The 20,928-nt window shown below is 74.0% G+C and carries 14 protein-coding genes; all 14 read right to left on the reverse strand.

Going from position 1 to position 20,928, the window contains the following annotated elements; translation table 11 throughout:
* Positions 1-35: 35 nt before the first annotated feature.
* Positions 36-1,559 carry an SPFH domain-containing protein gene (locus AB0898_RS15560; RefSeq protein ID WP_366803446.1) on the reverse strand — a complete coding sequence of 508 codons (1,524 nt, stop codon included), beginning with the start codon at positions 1,557-1,559 and terminating at the stop codon, positions 36-38.
* Positions 1,560-1,688: 129 nt separating this feature from the next.
* Positions 1,689-2,198 carry a hypothetical protein gene (locus AB0898_RS15565; RefSeq protein WP_366803447.1) on the reverse strand — a complete coding sequence of 170 codons (510 nt, stop codon included), beginning with the start codon at positions 2,196-2,198 and terminating at the stop codon, positions 1,689-1,691.
* A 131-nt stretch (positions 2,199-2,329) separates the two neighbouring features.
* Positions 2,330-2,890, reverse strand: a complete 561-nt coding sequence (locus AB0898_RS15570; RefSeq protein WP_366803448.1) for a type 1 glutamine amidotransferase domain-containing protein — start codon at positions 2,888-2,890, stop codon at positions 2,330-2,332.
* 415 nt (positions 2,891-3,305) lie between these two features.
* Positions 3,306-6,278, reverse strand: coding sequence for an FxSxx-COOH system tetratricopeptide repeat protein (gene fxsT / locus AB0898_RS15575; RefSeq protein WP_366803449.1), 2,973 nt, complete (start codon positions 6,276-6,278; stop codon positions 3,306-3,308).
* A gap of 163 nt (positions 6,279-6,441) precedes the next feature.
* On the reverse strand, positions 6,442-9,459 hold the full coding sequence (gene fxsT, locus AB0898_RS15580; RefSeq protein WP_366803450.1) for an FxSxx-COOH system tetratricopeptide repeat protein: 3,018 nt from the start codon (positions 9,457-9,459) through the stop codon (positions 6,442-6,444).
* A gap of 39 nt (positions 9,460-9,498) precedes the next feature.
* The gene (gene fxsT, locus AB0898_RS15585) at positions 9,499-13,383 is read right to left on the reverse strand and encodes an FxSxx-COOH system tetratricopeptide repeat protein (RefSeq protein ID WP_366803451.1); all 3,885 of its coding nucleotides are present in this window, start codon (positions 13,381-13,383) and stop codon (positions 9,499-9,501) included.
* Complete coding sequence (locus AB0898_RS15590; RefSeq protein ID WP_366803452.1) at positions 13,380-14,357, reverse strand: hypothetical protein; 978 nt, start codon at positions 14,355-14,357, stop codon at positions 13,380-13,382. Before AB0898_RS15590 ends, fxsT (AB0898_RS15585) begins: the two co-directional genes overlap by 4 nt.
* Positions 14,354-15,397: a MoxR family ATPase gene (locus AB0898_RS15595; protein WP_366803453.1), complete on the reverse strand. Its 1,044-nt coding sequence runs from the start codon at positions 15,395-15,397 to the stop codon at positions 14,354-14,356. The genes AB0898_RS15590 and AB0898_RS15595 overlap by 4 nt, the downstream gene beginning before the upstream one ends.
* Positions 15,397-16,641 carry a toll/interleukin-1 receptor domain-containing protein gene (locus tag AB0898_RS15600; RefSeq protein WP_366803454.1) on the reverse strand — a complete coding sequence of 415 codons (1,245 nt, stop codon included), beginning with the start codon at positions 16,639-16,641 and terminating at the stop codon, positions 15,397-15,399. The genes AB0898_RS15595 and AB0898_RS15600 overlap by 1 nt, the downstream gene beginning before the upstream one ends.
* A 22-nt stretch (positions 16,642-16,663) precedes the next feature.
* Positions 16,664-17,554 (reverse strand): DUF4231 domain-containing protein, encoded by an 891-nt coding sequence (locus AB0898_RS15605; RefSeq protein WP_366803455.1) that lies wholly within the window; start codon positions 17,552-17,554, stop codon positions 16,664-16,666.
* Positions 17,555-17,600: 46 nt separating this feature from the next.
* Positions 17,601-18,857: an FxsB family cyclophane-forming radical SAM/SPASM peptide maturase gene (locus AB0898_RS15610; protein ID WP_366803456.1), complete on the reverse strand. Its 1,257-nt coding sequence runs from the start codon at positions 18,855-18,857 to the stop codon at positions 17,601-17,603.
* 1 nt (position 18,858) lies between these two features.
* Entirely contained in the window at positions 18,859-19,062 is a 204-nt protein-coding gene (locus AB0898_RS15615) for a hypothetical protein (RefSeq protein ID WP_366803457.1), read from the reverse strand.
* A gap of 236 nt (positions 19,063-19,298) precedes the next feature.
* Positions 19,299-19,721, reverse strand: coding sequence for an SRPBCC family protein (locus AB0898_RS15620; RefSeq protein ID WP_366803458.1), 423 nt, complete (start codon positions 19,719-19,721; stop codon positions 19,299-19,301).
* A 42-nt stretch (positions 19,722-19,763) separates the two neighbouring features.
* Positions 19,764-20,774, reverse strand: a complete 1,011-nt coding sequence (locus AB0898_RS15625; RefSeq protein WP_366803459.1) for an aldo/keto reductase — start codon at positions 20,772-20,774, stop codon at positions 19,764-19,766.
* Positions 20,775-20,928: the final 154 nt, after the last annotated feature.

Here is a 20,928-nt window from a genome sequence, read left to right on the forward strand (position 1 = left end):
ATGGAACTCCCCGCGCGAGGCGGCCTGTGGGGCCGTCAGCCGGTGATCTCCACCTTGCCGTTCACCCGGTCCGTCCGCTCGCCCGGGGCCGCCGCGCGCTCGGTGACGCCCTTCAGGAGCTGGGCGAGGTCGACTCCCGTGGTGGAGCCGAGCAGTTCGAGGCCCTGGGCCACGTTGTCCGCGACCGCGCGCGGGATGCGGCCCGCGCCGTCGGTGGAGATGACCGTCATCTTGTCCACGTTGCCCAGCGGCTCGGACGCCTTGGCGACGACCTCCGGGAGCACCTCGATCAGCATCTGGAGGACGGCCGCGTCGCCGTACTCCCGGTACGCGTCCGCCTTCTTGCGCATCGCCTCGGCCTCGGCGGCACCCTTGGCGGTGATCGCCGCGGCCTCGGCCTCGCCCTCCAGACGGACCGCCTCGGCGACGGCCGCGCGACGGGACCGCTCGGCCTCGCCCTGCTTCAGACCCTCGATGGCCTCCGCCTCGGCCAGCGCGCCACGGCGCTGCTTCTCGCCCTCACCGGTGAGCCGGGACCGCTCGGCCTCGGCCTGGGCCGCCGCGATCGCGGCCAGCCGCTCCGCCTCGGCCTGCTTGACGCGGGCGACCCGGCGGGCCTCCGCCTCCTGCTCGGCGGCGTAGCGCTGGGCGTCGGCCGGCTTGCGGACCTGGGTGTCGAGCTGACGGTCCGTCAGGGCGGCCTGGCGCTCGGCAACCTTCTCCTGCTGGGCGAGGATCTCCTGCTGGCGGGCGGCGTCGGCGAGCGGTCCGGCGGCGTTCGCGCGGGCGGCGGCCTCGTCGGTCTCCGCCTTGATCTCGGCCTGCTTCAGCGCGAACGTCCGCTGGGCGACGGCGATTTCCTCGGCGGCCTTGAGCCGGGCCTGCTCGGCGGCGCGCTGGGCGACGGCCTCCGCGATGTCGGCCTCCTGCCTGGCGCGGGCGGCCTCGGGACGGCCGAGGTCCTCCAGGTAGGAGCCCTCGGTGGTGATGTCCTGGATCTGGAAGGCGTCGAGCACGAGACCCTGGCCCGACAGGCTCGCCTCGGCCTCCTCCGCGACCTGACCGGCGAACGCGGCGCGGTCGCGGATGACGTCCTCGACCGACATGCGGCCGACAATGGCGCGCAGCGCGCCGGAGAGGACTTCCTGGGTGAAGCCGACGATGCCGTCCTGCTGCATCAGGAACCGCTGGGCGGCGGCGCGGATCGAGTCCTCGGTGCCGCCGACCTTGACGATGGCGACACCGTCCAGGTTGGACTTCACCCCGCGCAGGGTCACCGCGCCGCGCACCGCGACCGGGATGTGCCGCGAGGACAGATCGAGGGTGAACCGCTGCTGCACGAACGGCACGACGAACACGCCGCCGCCGACCACGACCTTCTGGCCGCTGTTGTCGGTGAAGACCCGCCCTGTCTCCGGATCGGTGGACTTCTTGCCCCGGCGCCCGGTGACGATGAACGCCTCGCTCGGGCCCGCCACCTTGTAGCGGCTGACGACGACGAGAGCCGTGAGGACGATCAGGACGACGATTCCGACCACGGCGACGACGACTGGACTCATGACAGTGCCCCCAGACACATGACACCCCGCAGAGGGGTTGACAACACCGGCCCGTGCGGGGCCGGTTGAACGATTACGGGCCGGACCGGTGACCGGTCCTGGGCCGAACAGGCTTTCGCGGCGCGGAAGTCAGCGCTCGACAGGGCGCACGAGGACGGAGGTCGGCGACGGTGTCGCCTCCACCCAGACCTCGGCGCCGCGCGCCACCGGCACGGCGCTGCGCGCGGCGAACTTCACGCGGTGGCCGCCCAGTTGGAGCAGCACCTCGCCGTAGCCGCCGGCCGGTATGGCCGTGACCACGCTGCCGGAGGTGCCGACGACGTCGTCCCGGCTCGGGGCCGCCGCCGTACGGTCGCGCATCAGCGCGCGGCTGAACCGGTACGTCGGCCAGGCCAGGGCCACCCCCGCCACCGCGCCGATCGCGGTGGCCCCGGCCGGGCCGACGCCGGTGACCGACTGGGCGAGGACCGCGCCGAAGCCGGTCATCGCGAGGAAGCCAGCGACGACCGGCAGGGACAGCCATCCGTCGAGGAGGCCGTCCAGCGCGCCGTCGAGCACGCCTTCCAGCAGCCCGTCGAAGATCAGCGACAGGACGAGCAGCACAACCCCCGTGATGCCGAGTCCGAGAAACCAGGCCATGTGTGCAGTCCCCCTCCCGTCCCGTCGCCGATCTCCGGCTTGACCAAACCTTGACACACGGGCGGAGTGCTTTTCATTGCCTGGTTCCGGCAGTTTTTACGCTTCTTTTATGCCGCCTTCCGGCCCTCGCCTCAGCCCTCGTCGCCGCCGAGGGTGCGGATGATCGCCGCCGAGAAGGCGTCCAGGTCACCGGGGTCGCGGGAGGTGATCAGCGTGTTGCCGCCCGCCGTGTCGACGACGACCTCCTTGTCGTGCCAGGTCGCGCCCGCGTTCGTGAGGTCGGGTCGCAGCGAGTGGTACGAGGTCAGCTCGCGCCCCTCGGCCAGGTCACTGTCCACGAGCAGCCAGGGGCCGTGGCAGATCGCGGCGACGGGCTTGCCGTCACGCGCGAACTCGGCGACGAGCCGGCGCACGGTCTCGTCGGTGCGCAGCTGGTCGGCGTTGAGGGTGCCGCCGGGGACCACCACCGCGTCGTAGTCCGCCGCCGACACCTCGTCCCAGGTGGCGTCGGGGCTGACCCGCTGGCCGGGGTTCTGGTCGGAGACCAGGGTCTGCACCGGCTCCGCCCGCTGCGCGGCGACGACGACGTGCGCGCCCGCGTCCAGCAGGGCCGACACCGGCTTGACCAGCTCGTCCTGCTCGGTGCCGTAGTTCGTGGTGAGTACGAGGACGTTCCTGTCTTCGATCGCCATGGTGCGGCCTCCTCCGGGGTAGGGGTGCTCGCCCCACCGACTTCCCATGCGCGGGAGGCTTATTCAGCCGGGGGAATTCCGTCTGGTGGCGAAATTCCGGGCGGAATGACGGCGTTTTCTTCACCGCCCCTCCTTTTCCCCGAACACCGGAATACCAGTCGCCGGAATACCAGTGCAGACCCTCGGCCGCTCTTCCGAGGATCTGCACTGGAGAATGGGCGGCCCTGGGAGGGGGTGTCAGGGCCGTGACGCGGTTCGGGTCAGTTCTTCTTCTCCCCCGCGGTGCAGGAGGCGGCGGCGGTTCCGTTTTCCGTGGCCGGGATCCACCTTCCACCCGCTTGTCGGGCAAAGTCAAAGAGGGATATCCGAAGACGCGATAGGGCGCGCTTATCGGTCGCCGGAAATAGGCGGGACGCTAGATCGGCTGGGGCTCGAAGTCCCAGTACGGCCGGGCCCGTGAGCGCATGTAGCGGGTCTGGTCGTGGTCGGGGCCGTGGCTGGCGGACAGGGTCATGAGGGCGACGCGTTCCAGGGCGGCCGCCTCCTCCGCGCGGCCCAGGGTGCGCAGGTCGAGGGCGAGGCCGGCGCGCAGGTTGGCGGAGAGGACGTGGTCCGCGCCCATCGCGGGGATGGCGCGGCCGAGCGCGTCCCGGCCGAGGCGTTCGGCGCCCTCCACGTCGCCCACGGCGGCCAGCGCCGCCGCGCAGTTCATGGCGCAGCCCAGCGACCAGACGTGGCCGCGCCCGATGGCCGCCTCCAGTTGCCGCATCGACTCGTCGGCGAGGTGGGAGGCGGCCTCCGTCTCGCCGTCGTCCAGCATGAGCAGGGCCAGGTTGTTGCGGGCGCCGATGGCGTACGGGTGCAGTTCGCCGAGCCGGGCGGCGTACGCGCGGGCGGTGGACTCGGCCAGTCCGCGGGCCTTGGTCCGCTCGCCGAGGACGCGCAGCAGCATCGCGTAGTCGAGGTTGACCATGAGCACGTCCGGGTGGTCGGCGCCGCTGAGCACGATGAGCCGCTTGCGGGCGTCGCGCATGATGGCGCGGGCCTCCTCGAACTCGGCGTCGCGCCGAAGGCACAGGGCCAGGTTGTGTTCGGCCAGCAGGGTCTGGCGGTGGGCCTCGTCGAGGGTTCTGCGCAGCAGGTGCACGTTGTACGCCTGGAGGCTTCTGGCCTCGGGGAGCCGGCCCAGCAGGCGCAGCATGCGGGCCGTGTAGTACCCGGACTGCAGGGTGCGCCGGGCGCGGGCGCCGAGGAGGCCGACCCTGCGGTCGTAGACCTCGCGGTGGAGCGTGCAGGACTCGGTGTAGTGGCCCTGGAGGCCGAGCGCGAGGGCGAGGTTGGTGCGGAACTGCAGGGTCTGCGGTACGTAGCGGTCGCCGAGCCAGTCGGTGGCGTTCTGTGCGGCCTCCTCGTACAGGGCGCGTGCCTCGTCGTAGCGGCCCCGGGCCATGAGGGTGGCGCCGAGGCCGTCCTTGGCGCGCAGCAGTTCGAGTCCGCTGTCGACGCCCGTCTCGCCGAGGAGGCCGAGGATGCCCCGGTCGGCCTTCTCGGCCTCCTCGTAGCGGCCGAGGCCGCGCAGCATCCGGGCCTCCTGGTGGGCGGCGGCCAGGACCCGGCTGTCGGTGGGGGCGGAGGTGTCGCGCCAGCGGTCGAGCACCCGGCGGGCGAGGTCCCAGCCGTCCTGGTACTCGCCGCGCACGCGGAGGTAGTCGATGCAGTTCAGCAGGAGCTGGCGTACGTCGCCGTCGTCGGAGTCGAGGGCGCCGGAGGGTTCGAGGTGGGGCAGGATCTCGGCGTAGCGGTGCCAGTTGCGCGGGGCGCCCGGCTCGCCGGGGTCGGAGGCGACCAGGACGCGGGCGGCGGTCGCGGCGTACTCGCGTTCCGTGCCGGGGGTGAGGCTCGCGCGGATGAAGCGGCGGAAGCTGCGGTGCATCCGCAGGGACACGATGCTGGTGGTGTCCTGCCGGGACTCGGTGGCGAACTCCACGCGCATGGAGGTGAGTTCGGAGATGGTGAGCAGGGTCGCGTCCCAGGTGCCGGGTTCGCCGACGGATCCGGCGAGATGGGTGGGCAGGTCGCTGGGCCGGGCGGCGCGCAGCAGCGGCACGGGCAGCATGTCGGGCGAGAAGAAGGTGAGCAGGAGCAGCAGTTCGTGCACGGCCGGGGAGCGCGCGGCCAGGGAGCCGAGGGTGCGCGCCCAGACCTGGCGGTGGGCCGGGGGCGCGGCCACCGGGGTCTTGGGGCCGGGGCCCGCGGGTTCGCCCGCCCTGATGGAGGTCAGATAGCGGGGGATGTCGGCGGCGGGGTGGGCGTCGATCCAGGCCGCGCTCTGGTCGATGACGAGCGGGAGGTCGCCGAGCGCGGCGGCGAGTTCGCCGGCCTGGGCCTCGGTCATGCGCGGTGCGCGGCGGCAGGCGAAGGCGACGCTCTCGTCCCGGTCGAAGGGCGGCAGTTCGCGCAGCCGGGCGCCGTGCCGGGACCACTCGGTGTTCTGCGCGGTGAGCAGCACCTGGCCCCGGCCCTCGGGGAGCAGCGGGGCGATGCCGTCGATGTCCTCGGCGCCGTCGAAGATGACGAGCCAGCGGCCCTTCCCGTCCTTCTTCAGCGCGTCCTGCACCGCCTCGATCTGCCCGGTGAGCTGGTCGCCCTCGCTGAGGCCGACCTCGCGGGCGAGCGCGGCGAAGCCCTCCCGGGCGGCGGCCTTGGTCGCGGCGGGCACCCACCAGATGAGGTCGTACTCGCTGGCGAACCGGCGGGCGTACTCCCCCGCGGCCTGGCTCTTGCCGACGCCGGGCGGTCCGTGCAGCAGGACGCGGCGCCCGGGTCCGGCGTTGAGGGTGTCGTGCACGTCGTTGAGCAGGACCTCGCGGCCGGTGAAACGGGGGTTGCGGCGGGGGTTGTTGGTGACGTCGGGCGGGTCCTCGGGGTAGCGGGGGCCCTCGCCCTGGCGGGTGTAGGGGGTGCGGGGCCTGAGGCCGACCTCGGCGAGGACGCGGCGCCGGGCCTCCTCGGGGCCGATGCCGCGCAGGGTGACGGCGCCGAGGCTGACGGCCTCCTCGGGCAGGGCGCGGGTGGTCACGGTGACCGCGCCGACCCGGTCGTGCAGGCGGGGCATGACCTGGCGCAGGACCTGGGCCCACTGCTGGTTGCGTCCGGTGTCGAAGCGCAGGTACCAGTCGTCCAGGACGAGCAGGACGCGTCCGGGGCGGGCGAAGAAGTCCTCCAGGGCGGCCATGCCGGGCAGCGGGCTCAGCGGGGACCAGCGCAGCCGGGTGACCGGGCAGTCCTCCTGGCCGAGCACCCAGGCGATCCACTGCGCCCAGCCGTTGCTCACCCCGGCGTAGACGAGCGAGACGGGCGGCGGGGTGGTCAAGCGCCCTGCGTTCATGGGCAGGCTCCCGGGAGGCGGTGGCGGAAGGCGGCGGCTCGCTTCCGATCGAGCAACAAATACCCTGGTTTGTCAATGAGTTGGCATACGAGTCGCCCTCGTGACGGCGGAGTTCCCGCGAACGCGGACGCAGACACGGACACGGACACGGACACGGACACGCTCACAGCGGCTGCGGTTCGAAGTCCCAGTACGGCCGCAGCCGGCGCTGGGCGTCGCGGGTGTGCGGGTGCTGGGGTCCGAGGGTGTCGCCGAGGGTGCGCACGGCCTCCCGTTCGTGGGTCGCGGCCTCCTGCGCGCGGCCGAGGGCGCGCAGGTCGTCGGCGAGCGCGGTGCGGGCCGACAGGGTGAGCGGGTGGGCGGCCCCGAGGGCACGGGCGGCGCCGCGCACGGTGTCGCGGCTGAGTTCCCAGGCGCCGTCCACCTCGTAGGCGAGGCTGCGCGCGCCGCTGAGGTTGAGCGCGCAGCCCAGGGCCCAGGGGTGCTCGCGGCCGACCGCCCGGACCATGTCGTGGTGGACGCGCTCGGTGAGGCGCAGGGCGTTCCGGTGGTCGCCGGTGTGGACGACGGCCAGCGCGAGGTTGCCGAGGGCGCCGATGGTGTACGGGTGGTCGGGGCCGAGGAGTTCCTCGTAGCGCCGGGCGACCGACTCGGCGGTGCGCAGGGCGGTGTCCAGCTCCCCGTGTTCCCTGAGGAAGGTGGACTGGTCGGCCTCCACCACGAGGGTGTCGGGGTGCAGCGGGCCGAGCACCTGGGCGGCGCGCCGGGCGGCTCCGGTCAGCCGCTCCCCCGCTTCGGAGATGTCCCCGGCCCGGCGGCGGGAGACGCCGAGCTGGTGGTCGGCCATGATCGACTGCGGGTGGCGTTCGTCGGAGGTCTGGCGCAGGGTGCGGACGATCTGTTCGAGGCGGGAGACGGACTCGGGGTAGTCGCCGAGCAGCCGGATGAGCCGCGCGTAGACGGCGCCGGAGTGCAGGGTGAGGTGGTGGCGGGAGCGCAGCCGGCGCTGCCGGATCTGGAGGACGTCGCGGTGGATCGCGCGGGCCTCGGTGTAGCGGCCGAGCAGGAGCAGGGCGAGGCCCTGGTTGTGGCGGGCGGCGAGGGTCTGCGGGGCCTCGGTCCCGAACTGGTCGGCGAAGCGGGCGGCGGCCTCCGTGAACAGCTCGCGGGCCTGCGGGAACCGGCCGAGGGCGAGCAGGGTGCTGCCGAGTCCGTCCTTGGCGCGCAGCAGTTCGGGGTGGTCGTCGGGGCGTACGGCGGTGAGCTGGGCCACGACGGAGCGGCCGAGCGCTTCGGCCTCGGTGTAGCGGCCGGCCAGGCGGAGCAGCCCGCCGAGTTTGTTGCGCAGGGCGAGCAGGGCGCCGTGCGCGGGGTCGAGGGCGCGTTCCCAGTGGGCGAGGACCTCGTCGCAGAGCCGGAGCGCGGTGCGGTACTCGCCGCGCAGGCGCAGGTATTCGACGCAGTTGAGGACGAGTTCCTGCACGGCCTGGCGCGGGGAGTCGAAGGCCCCGGCGAAGCCGAGGTGCGGGATGAGCAGGGCGTAGCGTTCCCAGTCGCGGGTGTCGGAGGGGCGGCGGGGGTCGGCGCCGACCAGCACCTGGCAGGCGGTGTCGGCGAGGGCCCGGCGTTCCTCCTCGGTCAGTGACTCGTGCAGGAAGCGCTGGTAGAGGCGGTGCATCCGGACCTGCTCTACGGCCGGGTTCTCGGCCAGCTCCCGTTCGTAGTCGAGGCGCACGGCGGTGTACTCGGAGAGCCTGCGCAGCGCGAGGTGCCAGGAGCGGGGGTCGCGGACCAGGGCGTCGAGCGACGGGGGCAGGTCGCCGTAGCGGACCTCGGTGAGCAGGCGGACGGGGATCTCGCCGGGGGCGAAGAAGGCGAGGAGGCTGAGCAGTTCGGCGGCCTCGGGGTGGCGGGCGCGCAGGGTGGCAAGGGTGGTGGACCAGGCGGTGCGGAAGCCGGGCGGGTATTCCGTGTCGTCGGAGGTGCCGGGTTCGGGGGTGGCGCGCAGGGTGCCGAGGTAGTCGGCGGCCGGTACGTCGTTGGCGGCGAGCCAGGCTGCGGTCTGGGCGAGCAGCAGGGGCAGATCGAGGACGGCCTCGGCGAGTTCGCCGGCCTCCTCGGCGGAGAGCCGGGGGACGCGGCGGCGCACATAGGCGACGCTCTCGGTGCGGGTGAAGGCGCTGACGTCCATGACGCGGGTGCCGGGCAGCTCCGTCCAGTTGCCGGTCCCGGCGGTGAGCAGGACGTGGGCGCGCTGGTCCGGGAGCAGGTCGGCCAGTTCGGCGGGGTCCTCGGCGCCGTCGAAGACCAGCAGCCAGCGGCCCGGGGCGGCGGTGCGGGCGGCCTCGTGCACGGCCCTGATGCGCTCGCCGATGCGCTCGCCGACCGGCAGGCCGAGGCGGGGCGCGAGCGCGGCGAGCCGTTCGCGGGCCTTGGCGCGGTGGGTGGCGTCGATCCACCAGACGACGTCGTACTCGCTGCCGAAGCGGTGGGTGTACTCGACGGCGATCTGGGTCTTTCCGGTGCCGCTGTCGCCGTGCAGCACGATCCGGGTGTCCGCGGGTGTGTCGGCGCTCGCGGCCGTGCCTGTGTCCGTGCCCGGGTCGGCGCCGTCGGCCTCGCCGGCGGTGAACGCGGCGCGCAGGCCGTCCAGTTCGGGGTCGCGGCCGGTGAAACGCCGGTTGCGGCGGGGGGTGTCGAAGACCTCGGGGGGTTCGTTGGGGAAGCGGGGCGCGGTGTCGTCGGGGGTCAAGGGCTCGGTGTCGATGGACAGTTCGCGCAGAACGCGGCGGGCCGCCTCCGGTTCGTCCAGGTCGTGCAGGTCGGCGGCCCCGAGCAGAGCGACCGCGCGGGGCACCGGCCGGGTGGCGACGGTGACGGCGGCGAGCCGGCCGGCGTGCCGGGGCACGGTGCGGCGCAGGACGCGGTCCCACTCGTGGGCGGCGATGGGGCCGAGGTCGAAGTACCAGTCGTCCAGGACGAGTAGGACGCGGCCCGGGGTGTCGAGCAGGGCGGCGAACTCGTCCTCGAAGGGCACGTCCACGCGGGGGTCGAAGCGGGTCAGGACGGCCTCGTGGCCGCGCGCGGTCAGCTGGTGGGCGATCCAGGCGGCCCAGGGCCGGTTGTAGCCGGCGTAGCTGATCGTGATGCGCCGGCCGTCGGGCCTGCTCCGGCTGTCCATGCGCCTGCTCCCCTCATGGGCGCTTGAAGTGATGGTGCGTCAGATCGGCTGGGGTTCGAAGTCCCAGTGGGGGCGCCGCAGTTCCTCGGCGGACTTGGTGTGGGGGTGCTGGGGGCCGAGGGTCTCGCGCAGCCGGGTCACGGTGTCCCGGCGGATGTCCTCGGCCTCCTCGGCGCGGCCGAGGGCGCGCAGGTCGCAGGCGCGGGCGGTGGCGGCGGCCAGGGTGAGGGGGTGGCTCTCCCCCAGGCGGCGTACGGCGGCGGCGTGCAGGTCGGTGTCGTGGGCCAGGGCTGCCGCCGTCCGGTCGGACTGGGCGAGCCGGGCGGCCAGGTTGAGCCGGGTGCCCAGGGTCCAGGGGTGGTCGTCGCCGACGGCGCGGGCCATGAGCTGCCAGGCGGTGTGGGCGGAGCCCTCGGCCTCGCCGTGTTCGTCGCCGTCGGCCCACTGGGCGAGGGCGAGGTTGCCCAGCGCCCCGGCGGTGTAGGGGTGTTCGGGGTCGAGGAGGCTCAGATAGCGGTCGTGGACGGTGCGGGCGAGGTCGTGGGCCTCGCGCGGGGAGTGGTCGCGCAGGAGGGTGGCGCGGTCGGAGACCATCATCAGGGTGTCGGGGTGGAGTTCGCCCTGAACGCGCCGGCAGCGGCCGACGACGCTGGTGAACAGGGCGGTGGCTTCCTCCAGTTGTCCGTCGCGGCGCAGGCACTGGGCGAGGTTGTGCTCGGCGCGCAGGGTCTGGGGGTGGTCGGGGCCGAGGACGCGGCCGTGCAGGCGGGCGTTGCGGCGCTGGAGGGCGAGGGCCTGGCGGTAGCCGCCGAGCAGCCGGGTCATCCAGGCGAGGCAGAGTCCGGAGTAGAGGGTCTCGTAGTGGTCGGGGCCGAGTTCGCGTTCGCGCCGCTCGTGCAACTCCTGGTGGATGTCAAGGGATGGGGTGTAGTAGCCGAGGAGTCCGAGGGTGAGGGCCATGTTGCTCTTCGCCATGAGGGCGCGCGGTCCCTCGCCGCCGGGGCGGCCGGCGTGGCCGCGCCAGACCTCCTCGAAGAGCTCGCGGGAGCGCTGGAACCGGCCGAGGGCCATGAGGGTGCCGCCGAGGCCGTCCTTGGCGCGCAGCAGCTCGGGGTCGTCGGGGGCCCGGGTGCCGGCCAGGGCGTCGAGGACGTCGCGTCCGACGGCCTCGGCGGCGCGGTAACGGCCCACCCGGCGCAGGAGGTTGGCGTACTGGTGGATCAGGACGAGCATGTCGGCGTCGTCGGGGTCGTGGCGGGGGCGCCAGCGGGTGACCGCCTGCTGGCACAGCCGGAGCCCGGTGTCGTACTCGCCGCGCAGCCGCAGGGTGTCGACGCAGTCCAGCACGAGGCGGCGTACGCCGGGTTCGTCGCGGTCGAGGGTGCCGGCGTAGTCGAGGTGCGGGACGAGCGCGGAGTAGGCGCTCCACTCGCGCCGGTCGGCCGGGCGGCCGGGGTTGGCGGCGGCGAGCACCCCGTTGGCGGCGGCGGAGAGTTCGCTCCGGCGCCGGGGGGTGAGGCTGCCGGACACGAAGCGGTGGTAGAGGCGGTGCATCTGGGCGGTCTCGACGCCGTACTCCAGGGACGGGTCCTGGGTGTAGCTGAGGTGGATCGCGGTGAGGTCGGCGAGGGCGGCCAGCGCGCTCTGCCAGCGGGTGGAGTCGGTGACGGTGCGGGCGAGGCTGCCGGGCGGGAAGACGGCGGCCGGGGCGGCGGCGATCAGGCGCAAGGGGATGGCGTCCGGGGAGAACAGCACCATGAGCTCGATGAGTTCGGCCGCCTCGGGGTTGCGCTGCCGCAGCAGGTTGAGCAGCAGGCCCCAGGAGCGGACGAAGCCGACCGGGTAGTCGTCCTCGACGCGCACCTCCATGTCCTGCGGGGACTGGCCCTGGAGTGCGTCGAGGTAGGCGGCGACGGGTTCGGCGGGGTTGGCGATGAGCCAGGCGGTGGTCTGGGCGAGGACGAGAGGGAGGTCCTGGGCGGCCTCGGCGAGGGCGCGGGCCTGGGTCTCGGTGGCCCTCGGGACGCGGCGGCGGATGAAGGCGGCGCTCTCGTTCCGGGTGAACGGGCGGACGGTGTACTCCTGGAAGCCGAGCAGTCCGGACCAGTCCCGGCTGAGGCTGGTGATCAGCACGTCGCCGGGGCCCTCGGGCAGGAGGTCGCGTATCGCGCCCACGTCGTCGGCGCCGTCGAAGATCAGCAGCCAGCGGCTGCGCCGGCCGGTGCGGGCGCGCAGGGCGGCGTGCAGGGCGCGGATGCGTTCGCCCGCGTCGCGGGCCACCGGGAGTTCCAGATGGGCGGCGAGGGCGGCGAACTCCTCGCGGGCGGTGGCGCGTTCACCGGCGGTGACCCACCACACCACGTCGTAGCCGTCGCCGTAGCGGTGGGCGTACTCGGTGGCCAGGTGGGTCTTGCCCACCCCGGAGATGCCGTGCAGGACGACGCGGGCCCCGGGGCCGCCCGGTACGGGTTCGGCGAGGAGTTCGGAGAGTTCCTCCAGGTCGTCCTTGCGGCCGGTGAAGTAGCCGTTGCGCCGGGGTGCCTCGCGGACCTGGGGCGCGTCGTTGGGGAAGCGCGGGCCGTCCGGGACGGGGTCCTCGCCGGGGTCGATGCCGAGCCGCCGGAGGATCTTGCGGCGGGCCTCGCTCTCGTCGAGTCCGGCCACGTCGACCGGGCGCAGCACGTCGATGGCGCCGGGCAGCGGCTCGTAGGACAGGGCGAGGGCGGCGAAGCGCTCGCGGTGCGGGCGGACGACCTGGCGGAACGCCTCGGCCCAGTCGGCCTCGGCGTGCAGGTCGGGGCGGAGCGCGCGTTCGTTGACGAGGAGCAGGACGCGGCCGGGGGCGGCCAGCAGGGCGCCGAGGGATTCGAGGGGGGTGCGGGGGGCGGTGTCCCAGTGCAGCTGGGTGGTGGTGCAGCCGGCGCGTTCGAGCTGGTGGGCGGTCCACAGCGCCCAGGGGCGGCTCTCGCCGGCGTAGCAGATGCTGATGTGCCCGCTGCCGGTGCGCCGCCCGGTGCCGTCCTCGGCGAGGTCCGGGACGGTGCCGGCCAGCGGTGTGGTGTCGGGCTGGAGGACGGCCGGGGCGGGCAGCCGGTAGGTGGCGCCGTCGGCGGTGTGCAGCCGGCCCCCGCCGGGTCCGACCCACTCCTCGACGACGGCGTTGCGGCCGACGAGGATGGTCCGTACGGAGTTGGCGGTGACCAGCTCCACCACGCGGGGGTCGGTGTCCGGCACGGTGATCGCGAACTGGCCGGTGGAGAACGGGGCGTCGCTGAGCGTCAGTACGGGCCCGTTCCAGCCGAGGTGGAGCGCGGCGGTGGGCAGCCCGTGGGCGATGACGGCGACGTCGGCGAGGCCCAGCCGGTCGGGGCGGGCGCCCTCGGGGGGCTCGGTGTCGAGGCGGACGGCGGAGAGGGTGAGCAGCTGCCAGGCGGTGGTGGAGCGCCGTACCGGATCGGGCAGGGTCTCCCAGGCCTCGGTGAACCAGCGGGCGATGCCGTCGCGTTCCTCCTCGACCAGCGCGCGCAGGGCGGGCCGCAGCGCCTCCTCGATCAGCGGGCCGGCATCCGGGCGCCCGCTCACCGCCTGCCAGGTCGCGGCCTCCTGGGCGCGCAGGGCCGGGGAGGCGCCGGCGCGGACCCGCTGGAAGGTGGGCCACAGCCGGTGGACGGGGTCGTCCTCGCCGGCCCGGGCCAGCCGTTCGGTGAGTTCGGCGCGCAGGTCGTCCAGGAGCGCGGGGTTGAGCACGACGTGGCCGAAGCCGGGGTGGCCGACCAGGTCGCCGAACCAGAGGTCCACCTCCGCCGACACGTCGAGTCCGGGCGCCACGCGCAGCCGTACGGCCCGCATCAGCTCGGGTTCGATCCGGGCGGCGATGCTGAGCAGCACCGCGAGGGTGCGGCCCGGCCGCTCGGCCGCGCTCAACGCCGGGCCCCCAGCGCCTTGCCGACGGTGGTGCCGCGGTCCCAGGCGAGCAGCGGCAGCAGCGGGCGCGCCCAGCGCGGCCAGTACCGCTCGGGCAGCGGGACGAGGGCCACGGGTTCGCAGCCGCGCTGGCGGATGGTGGTGACGGTGGCGCGCCATTCGCGTTCGGTGGCGCGCCAGGGGTTGAGCGGGGGGCCGCCCGCGCCGAGGTCGGACAGGATCAGCACCCGCACCCCGGGCCGGGGCGGGCGGTACGGCCGCTGCCAGGTGGACCTGGGTCCCGGGCCCGCGCCGCGCAGGGGCACGTCGGCGAAGCGCAGCACCTGGGTGCCGGCGACGCCCGCGAGCGCGCGGACGTGGGCGATCACGTCCTCCACGTCCCGGGCGAAGGGCTCCATGGCGCGGGAGGTGTCGGCGAGGATCTGCACACCGTGCCGGAGGGTGGACAGCGGCAGCCGGGGTATCGCGGTCAGCGGGCGGGCGCGGGCGAGTTCCTCGGTGGCGCGGTCCACGTCGAGTTCGCCCTCGGGGCTGACCCGGGAGAGGACCATGGTGAGCAGGGCGGCGGTGGAGCGGGGGGCGAGCAGCGGCAGGTGCGGGGGGCGCGGGGCGGGGTCGGCGCGGCCCCGGGGCGGGGGCAGGGCGGGGGTGGTCCAGGCGGGGGCGGGCGGGGCGCTCTCGTCGACGGGGACGAGGAAGGTGACGGTGCCGGTGCGGGCGCCCTGGTCGTCGCGGCCGAAGGGCGGCGGGCCGTCGTCCTCGCGCGGCCGGCCGGGTTCGTCGTCCTCGCGGGCCGGGGCCTGCCAGCCGGGGACGTCCTCGGGCGGCTCCACGTCCGCCGGGGGCGCGGCCGGTTCGGCCGGGGGGCCGCCCAGGCCGAGGAGGGCGGCGATACGGGCGTAGTCCCCGGGGTCGCGGGTGCCCAGGGCCCGGGCGGCGCGGGCCACGTCCGCGAGCCAGGCCTCCCCGGTCATGCCAGGTCACCGGCCAGTTGCTGGGGCTTGACCAGGACGTTGCGGGTGAGCATCCGCCACTCGTCGGTGCCGGGGCGGATGCCGAGCGAGCGGCAGGCGCGCAGCGCGTCCAGGTACTCGGCGGTGCTCGGGCGGCGGACGTCCTGCTTGCCGGCCTGCTCGCGGACCTCCATCAGCTTGTCGGCGACGGCCCTGGCCAGGTCCTCGTCGGCGGGGGTGACCTCGCCGGGCCAGTCGGCCATGTGCTGTCCGGCGATCCGTACGAGCATGTCCCGGTCGTGCTCGGGCAGCCGGTGGACCACGCAGCGGCGCAGCAGGGCCTGGGGCAGTTCGCGTTCCTCGTTGGTGGTGAGCACCACCAGATGGCGGGACCAGTGGGCGTGCTCGCCGGTGGTCCCCGGGCCGGCCGGGGAGGTGGTGGCGGGCTGCTCGGTGTGGATCTCCTCGCCGATCTCGGAGACGACGAAGCGGTGTGAACCCAGCGGTACGAGAAGGCTGTTGGGCACGTCCGGGTCGGCCTTGTCGATCTCGTCGATGAGGACGACCGCGTGGTCGCGTTTGCGCCCGGCGTTGACCTTCTCGAAGGGGTCGGGGCAGGGGTCGGTGATCTCGGCGTCCTCGGGCCTGCCGCGCCTGCGGGCGGACTCGGGGGCGAGTGCCCACCACAGGACGCCGGGCTGGACGTAGCTCGCGTCGTCCGGGGTGCCGCCGCGGCGGGCGGCGACCTGGGCGTCACCGAGCCTGCGGACGCTGTCGAAGCTCCACAGCAGCTCGCGGGGCTGGGTGCGGTAGGTGACGACGTGTTCGTAGTACCGCCAGCCCAACTGCCGTGCGATGTACGGCGCGAGGGAGGACTTGCCGGAGCCGGGCATCCCGCGCAGCAGCAGCGGGCGGCCGGTCGCGCGGGCGACCCGGACGGCGAAGTCGAGTTCGGGCGGCATCACATAGACGCGGCCGTCGCCCCGGTCGGGGGTGTCGAGCCATTCGGCGCCGCCGGGTGTCCCGGACGGCTCCGGCGCGTCGGTCTGTTCCTGGCTCATCAGGCCCCCCAGCCGATCGAACCCACGTGCTTGCTCACCCGACGGATGACGGCATTGACCAGAGTCTCATGTACGGCGCCGAACGGCGGGTCGAGAACCAGCACTTCGTCGGGACTTCCCGGCCAGCTCCCGCGCGCGTCCACGCCCCGCCCGGTGATGACGAGGACGTGCATCCACGGGATGCTCTCGTGCAGCCGGGAGATCACCCGGTGCACGACGGCCAGGTCGCAGCGCTTGGCGTCGAGGAGCAGATAGAAGCGGCCGAAGCTCTCCGGCTCCTCGGGGGTGCCGAGTTCGTCGTACGGCTCCAGGCCGATGGCCTGTTTGACGGCCTGCTCGCACTGGCCGAGCAGATAGTCCTCGGGGTCGTCGTCGCCGGGCGGCCGCCCCGCCGCCTCGGCGATGTAGTAGCTGCGGATGTCGACGCAGAACGCGCGGTCCAGGTAGTGCTTGCCGATCACCGTGCTGTCCACGCTGAGGATGACGACGCGGCGCACCACGCCGTCGGTGTCGCGCACGATGCGCCGGGCGTCGTCGCGGTCCACCCACGCCGGCAGGATCATCTGGGCGAGGTCGCCCGCGCGGCCGCGCTCCAGGCCGCCCATGAGGGCCGCGAGCACCGTGTTGTGGAGCTGGACGATGTCGTGGGAGTCGAGCAGCTGCGAGGCGATGAGCAGCGGGGCGAAGCCGGGGATCAGGTCGCCGAACTCCTCGTCGGGGACCTCCAGTTCGCGGGCGAGACGGGCGAAGACCGCGTGTTCGCGGATCTCCCGGAGCTGGATGCAGATGCTCTCCAGCCAGACGCTCATGGAGTCGTCCCAGACCTCGCGCACCTGAGGGAACCGTCCGACGAGCCGGGCGACCTCCGCCGCGCTGCCGGTGACGATCCGCTCCACGTCGTCGGTGGCGAGGTAGCCGAGCGCGGACTCCCTGAGCTTGCCGGCGCTGATGCCGTCCACCAGGACGGTGACCAGGACCATGTCGGGGTACAGCGTCTTGCGCCAGTGCAGGATGTTGGTCTCGCGGCGCACCCAGGTCGAGCGCAGAGCCGCCTCGTTGACGAGGACGAGGGCCGCGTCGCACTCGCCGAGGAACCGGGCGAGCTTCAGCTGCCAGGGGCGGCCGGGCTCCTGGATGCGTACGTCGAGCAGCACGGTGTGCCGGGCGGTGTCGAGGCCGGTGGCGAGGGCGTCGCGCAACTGGGCGGCCGGTTCATCCGTGTTGGTGCTGTGGCTGATGAACACCCTGACCACCCTCGCCCCGCCTTCAGTCCGCGATCCACTTGGCCATCCAGCCCTCGTTCTGCACCGAGACGACGTGTTCCGTGCGCTCGGCGAGCCGGTCGGCGTCCGCGTCCGTGGCCGGATCGCGCTCGCGCCACCAGCGCAGGAGCCCGTCCAGCTCGCGCGCGGTCCTGTTGAACTCGATCTCCTGGGCGACGAAGCGTGCCGACGCGCCGTAGGACACGACGCTCGCGGAGACCGCGGCGACGACGGGTATCCAGGCGGCCGCCTGCTCCGCCGCGAAGGCGCCGGCGACGGCGCCGAGCAGCGCGGAGATCCCGGCGAGCACCCGGCCCCAGCGTTCGACGAGCCGGGCCTTGGCGGCCATCTCCCGGGCCTTCGGCCGGTAGTAGCGCTCCAGTTGCCTGTGCAGCCGCTGCTCGGCGTAGTCCGCGATGCCGGTGACCGGGGGCAGCGACCGGGCGGCGGGCTCGATGCCGGCGAGGGCGCGGTCGAGGTCACCGGCGTCGGCGAGGACGGCGCCGACGCGGGCGCGCAGCTCGGTGTCGCGGGTCTCGGGGCGGCGGTAGGGGGCGGCTCCGGCGAGGTAGATGTAGAGCTGGCTCTTCAGTTCCTCGGAGACCGAGCGCAGGGCCGTCCACTCGCGCACCCGGTGCGGGGAGGCGCCGGCGGCGGTGAGCGGGGCGGTGCCGGCGGCGAGCAGCGCGAGGAAGGCGAGGACACGGCCGGTGGCCGGGGAGAGCGGTATCACCTGCGAGGCGGCGGCGCCGAGCACGGCCGCCGCGACCACCGCGCAAAGGGTGGCCGCGCGGGCCCGCTCGACCGCGGCCTTGGCCCGGTTGGCCGCCCGCGACCAGACGCTCTGCGCCCGCCAGACCTCCTCGGCCGCGGCCGCTCCCCCGAGTGTGCTCACGACAGGATTCTGACGCGGCTTCAACTCCTAGGCAATGCAAAGGGGTTCAATCGGGCAGGAGGGGACCGGAGTGGAGAAGCGGTTCGATTCTTCCCGCGATGTGCCGGATGAGCAGGGTGAGATCGGCGCAGTAGACGGAAGGATGGCGGAAGCCGCTGCCCCGGCGGTAGCGGTGGGCGTAGTGGCCGCCGCCGCAGATCCGCATCAACGGGCAGCGCAGACAGTCCTCGGAGAGCGCCTCCTCCCCCAACTGCCGTGCCACGATGCCCGGATGCTCCAGCGCGTCGTCGAAGCTGTCGTCGAAGACGCTCAGACCGGTCGAAGGGGCCCTGGAATAGGCGGCCTTGAGCGAATCGACCTGCTCGATGGCGCCGTCGGTCTCCACCAGGACGGCGGCGACCGGGGAGAGTCCGACGGCCTCGGCGGTGCTCGGGAAGCCGGCCAGCAGCCCGATGATCTCGGTGAAGAGCCTGATCCCGGTGTGGTGCCGGCCCGCGTCGAACCAGCGGTCGAAGACGCGGGCGAGCCACTGTCCGTAGGGCGCGGCTCCGGCGCTGGAGGGGCCCTTGCCGGGCGGCGGGTGGGTCCAGTTGGCGTGCGGCAGCAGCAGATCGAGGGCGGCGGGCCGGAACTCCAGCAGGGAGTCGTAGACGTCCTCGGGGTCCTGGTCGAGGTCGATGGTGCACAGGATGCCCGCGTACGCCTCGGGGCGCTGGGCGAGCAGGGCGAGACCCCGGGTGGCGGCGGGCCAGGCGGGGCGGCCCGCGTGGTCGACGCGCCGTTTGTTGTGCTCGGGGCGCCCCCCGTCGAGGCTGACGCCGACGCGGACTCCGGCGTCCGCGAGGCGCCGTACGGTCTCGGCGGTCAGCAGGGTGCCGTTGGTCTGGACGCCGACCCGGACCTCGCAGCCGGCCCCGGCGGCAGCCCGTACGGCGGAGCGCACCTCGGAGACCTGCCGGAGCGCGGTGTCGACGCCGCCGAGGAGCGGTTCGCCGCCGTGCAGCTCGACCCGGATGTCGCGCAGTCCGTGGGCGGCGACGTGCTCGCCGATCCGCTCGGCGCTGCGGGCGAGCACCTCGGGGGTGACCCTCGGGGGGCGGCCGCGCCAGGAGGTGTCGGCCGCGTTGTAGACGTAGCAGTACGAACAGAGCAGATTGCAGCGGCTGTTGAGCTTCAGGACGAACTGGCGCAGCGGGACGGGGGCGGTGCCGGCGCGGCGGAGGGCGGGCACATCCAGCAGCCGGTGCGGCCAGGGCGCCGAGGCGTGCGGGTCCGCCGCTCCCCCCTCCGGATGCGGGGCCACCTCAGGGACTGTCCTCGTAGTACGCGACGGGCCGGCCTGCCGTCCGCCGGTCGCGCTCCAGCAGCCGGCGCAGCACCTCGGTCAGCACCGGATGGTCCACGCCGTGCGGCGGCGGCCGGTGACCGCCGCCCGCGCCGGAGCGGAACCGGACGGCCCGGTCGGGACCGTCGGCCACCGGATGGCCGGCCGGCCGGTGATTGGACACCGCACTCCCTCCACGCGAGGCCACGCGGACGTGGCGGTGCCGTGGCGCGCTCCGGGCGACACGGCGACGGGCCAATCGTAGAGCCCGACCGCCCGCCTTGGACCCTTCAACGGGCCTTCCACCGCAGGCGAGTCGGGCCTCCCGGCCGGGTGGGCACGCGTGTGCGGGAGCGGTACGGCACCGGGGTGCGGACCCGGCCGCCGCGCCGGTGCCGTACCGTCCCGCGCCGGGCGGGGTCAGGCGCCGGTGCGCAGCGTCCGCTCCAGCGCGGCCAGGCCCTCGCGGTAGATGCCCTGGAACAGGGCTTCCGCCTCCGCCGCGCCGACGCCGTCGGGGGTGAAGGTGCCCGACCACTCCACCCGCGCGGTCCCCGGGTCGGCCGTGGGGTGGACGGTGAGGGTGGAGAGGTAGCCGGTGACCGGGAAGGGGGCGTCGAGGATCGCGTAGGTGTAGCTGCGGGCCTCGTCGTCGAAGGCGTGCAGGCGTTCGACGATGGTCTCGCCGCCGGCGTTGGTCAGCCTGCGGACGCGGCCGCCCTCGGTCAGCTCACTGTGCGGGATGTAGGGGAGCCAGTCGGGCAGGGAGCCGAAGCCGCCGATGAGCCGCCAGACGTGGTCGGGGGTGTGGGGGAGGTCGATGGACGCGGTGGTGCTTGCCATGGCGCTTTCCTGGTGGGGGGTGGACAAGGGGTCGGGTGGGGCTCAGACGGTGGGGACGGGCGCGTCGGCGGAGATCAGCTTCTCCGCGCGCAGGTCGGCCCAGAAGGCGGCCGGGACGTTCTCGCGGAGCGCGGCGGTGTCCTCGGCGATGCGGCTGGGCCGGGTGGCGCCGGGGACGACGGCGGCGGTCGACGGGTGGGCCAGGGCGAAGCCGAGCGCGGCCGCCTTGACGCCGACGCCGTGCCGCGCGGCGAGGGCCTTGATCCGCTCGACCTTGTCGATGATCGCCTGCGGGGCCCGCTGGTACTCGAAGTGGGTGCCGCCCGCCAGGATGCCGGAGCTGTACGGCCCGCCGACGACCATGTCCACGCCCTGCTCGACGGCGGCCGGGAGCAGCCGCTGAAGGGCGCGGTCGTGGTCGAGCAGGGTGTAGCGCCCGGCCAGCAGGAAGGCGTCGGGGCGGGGCTCGTCCAGGCCGAGGGTCAGCTCGATCGGCTCGACCTTGTTGACGCCGAGGCCCCACGCCTTGATGACACCTTCGTCGCGCAGCTTCTCAAGGACGCGGAAGGCGCCGGTGCGGGCGGTCTCGAAACGGGCGAGCCATTCGTCGCCGTGGAAGTCCTGGGCGATGTCGTGCACCCAGACGATGTCCAGGCGGTCGGTGCGCAGCCGCTTCAGGCTGTCCTCGATGGAGCGCAGGGTGGCGTCGGCGGTGTAGTCGTCGGTCATCCGGTTGGGGCGGCCGTGCTCGAAGAGGCCGCCCTTCTCGCCCAGCTCGCGCGCGGCCGGGTCCTCCACGTCGTCGTGGATCACGCGGCCGACCTTGGTGCTCAGCACGTACGCGTCGCGCGGGCGGTCGGCCAGGGCCTCGCCGAGGCGCAGCTCGGAGAGGCCTGCGCCGTAGAAGGGGGCGGTGTCGTAGTAGCGGATGCCGTGGTCCCAGGCGGCGGCGACGGTGGCCGCGGCCTCCTCGTCGGGGATGGCGCGGAACATGTTGCCCAGCGGGGCGGTGCCGAAGCCGAGCGGGCCGGGGAGGAGGGACTTGATACCCATGAGTAGCTCAGATCCTTGTTTCACGAGGGTTCAGCAGCTTTCGTCCCGTATCGCGGCCTTTCGCCGTTCTTGCGGGTTCTGCCGTTCTTGCTCTGTCGAGGCTAGGATCGAAGCTTGAGACTGTCCAAGACTTGCTTGGACACACTTGAGTCCT

Source organism: Streptomyces sp. NPDC005435, assembly GCF_040703155.1.
GTDB lineage: Bacteria > Actinomycetota > Actinomycetes > Streptomycetales > Streptomycetaceae > Streptomyces.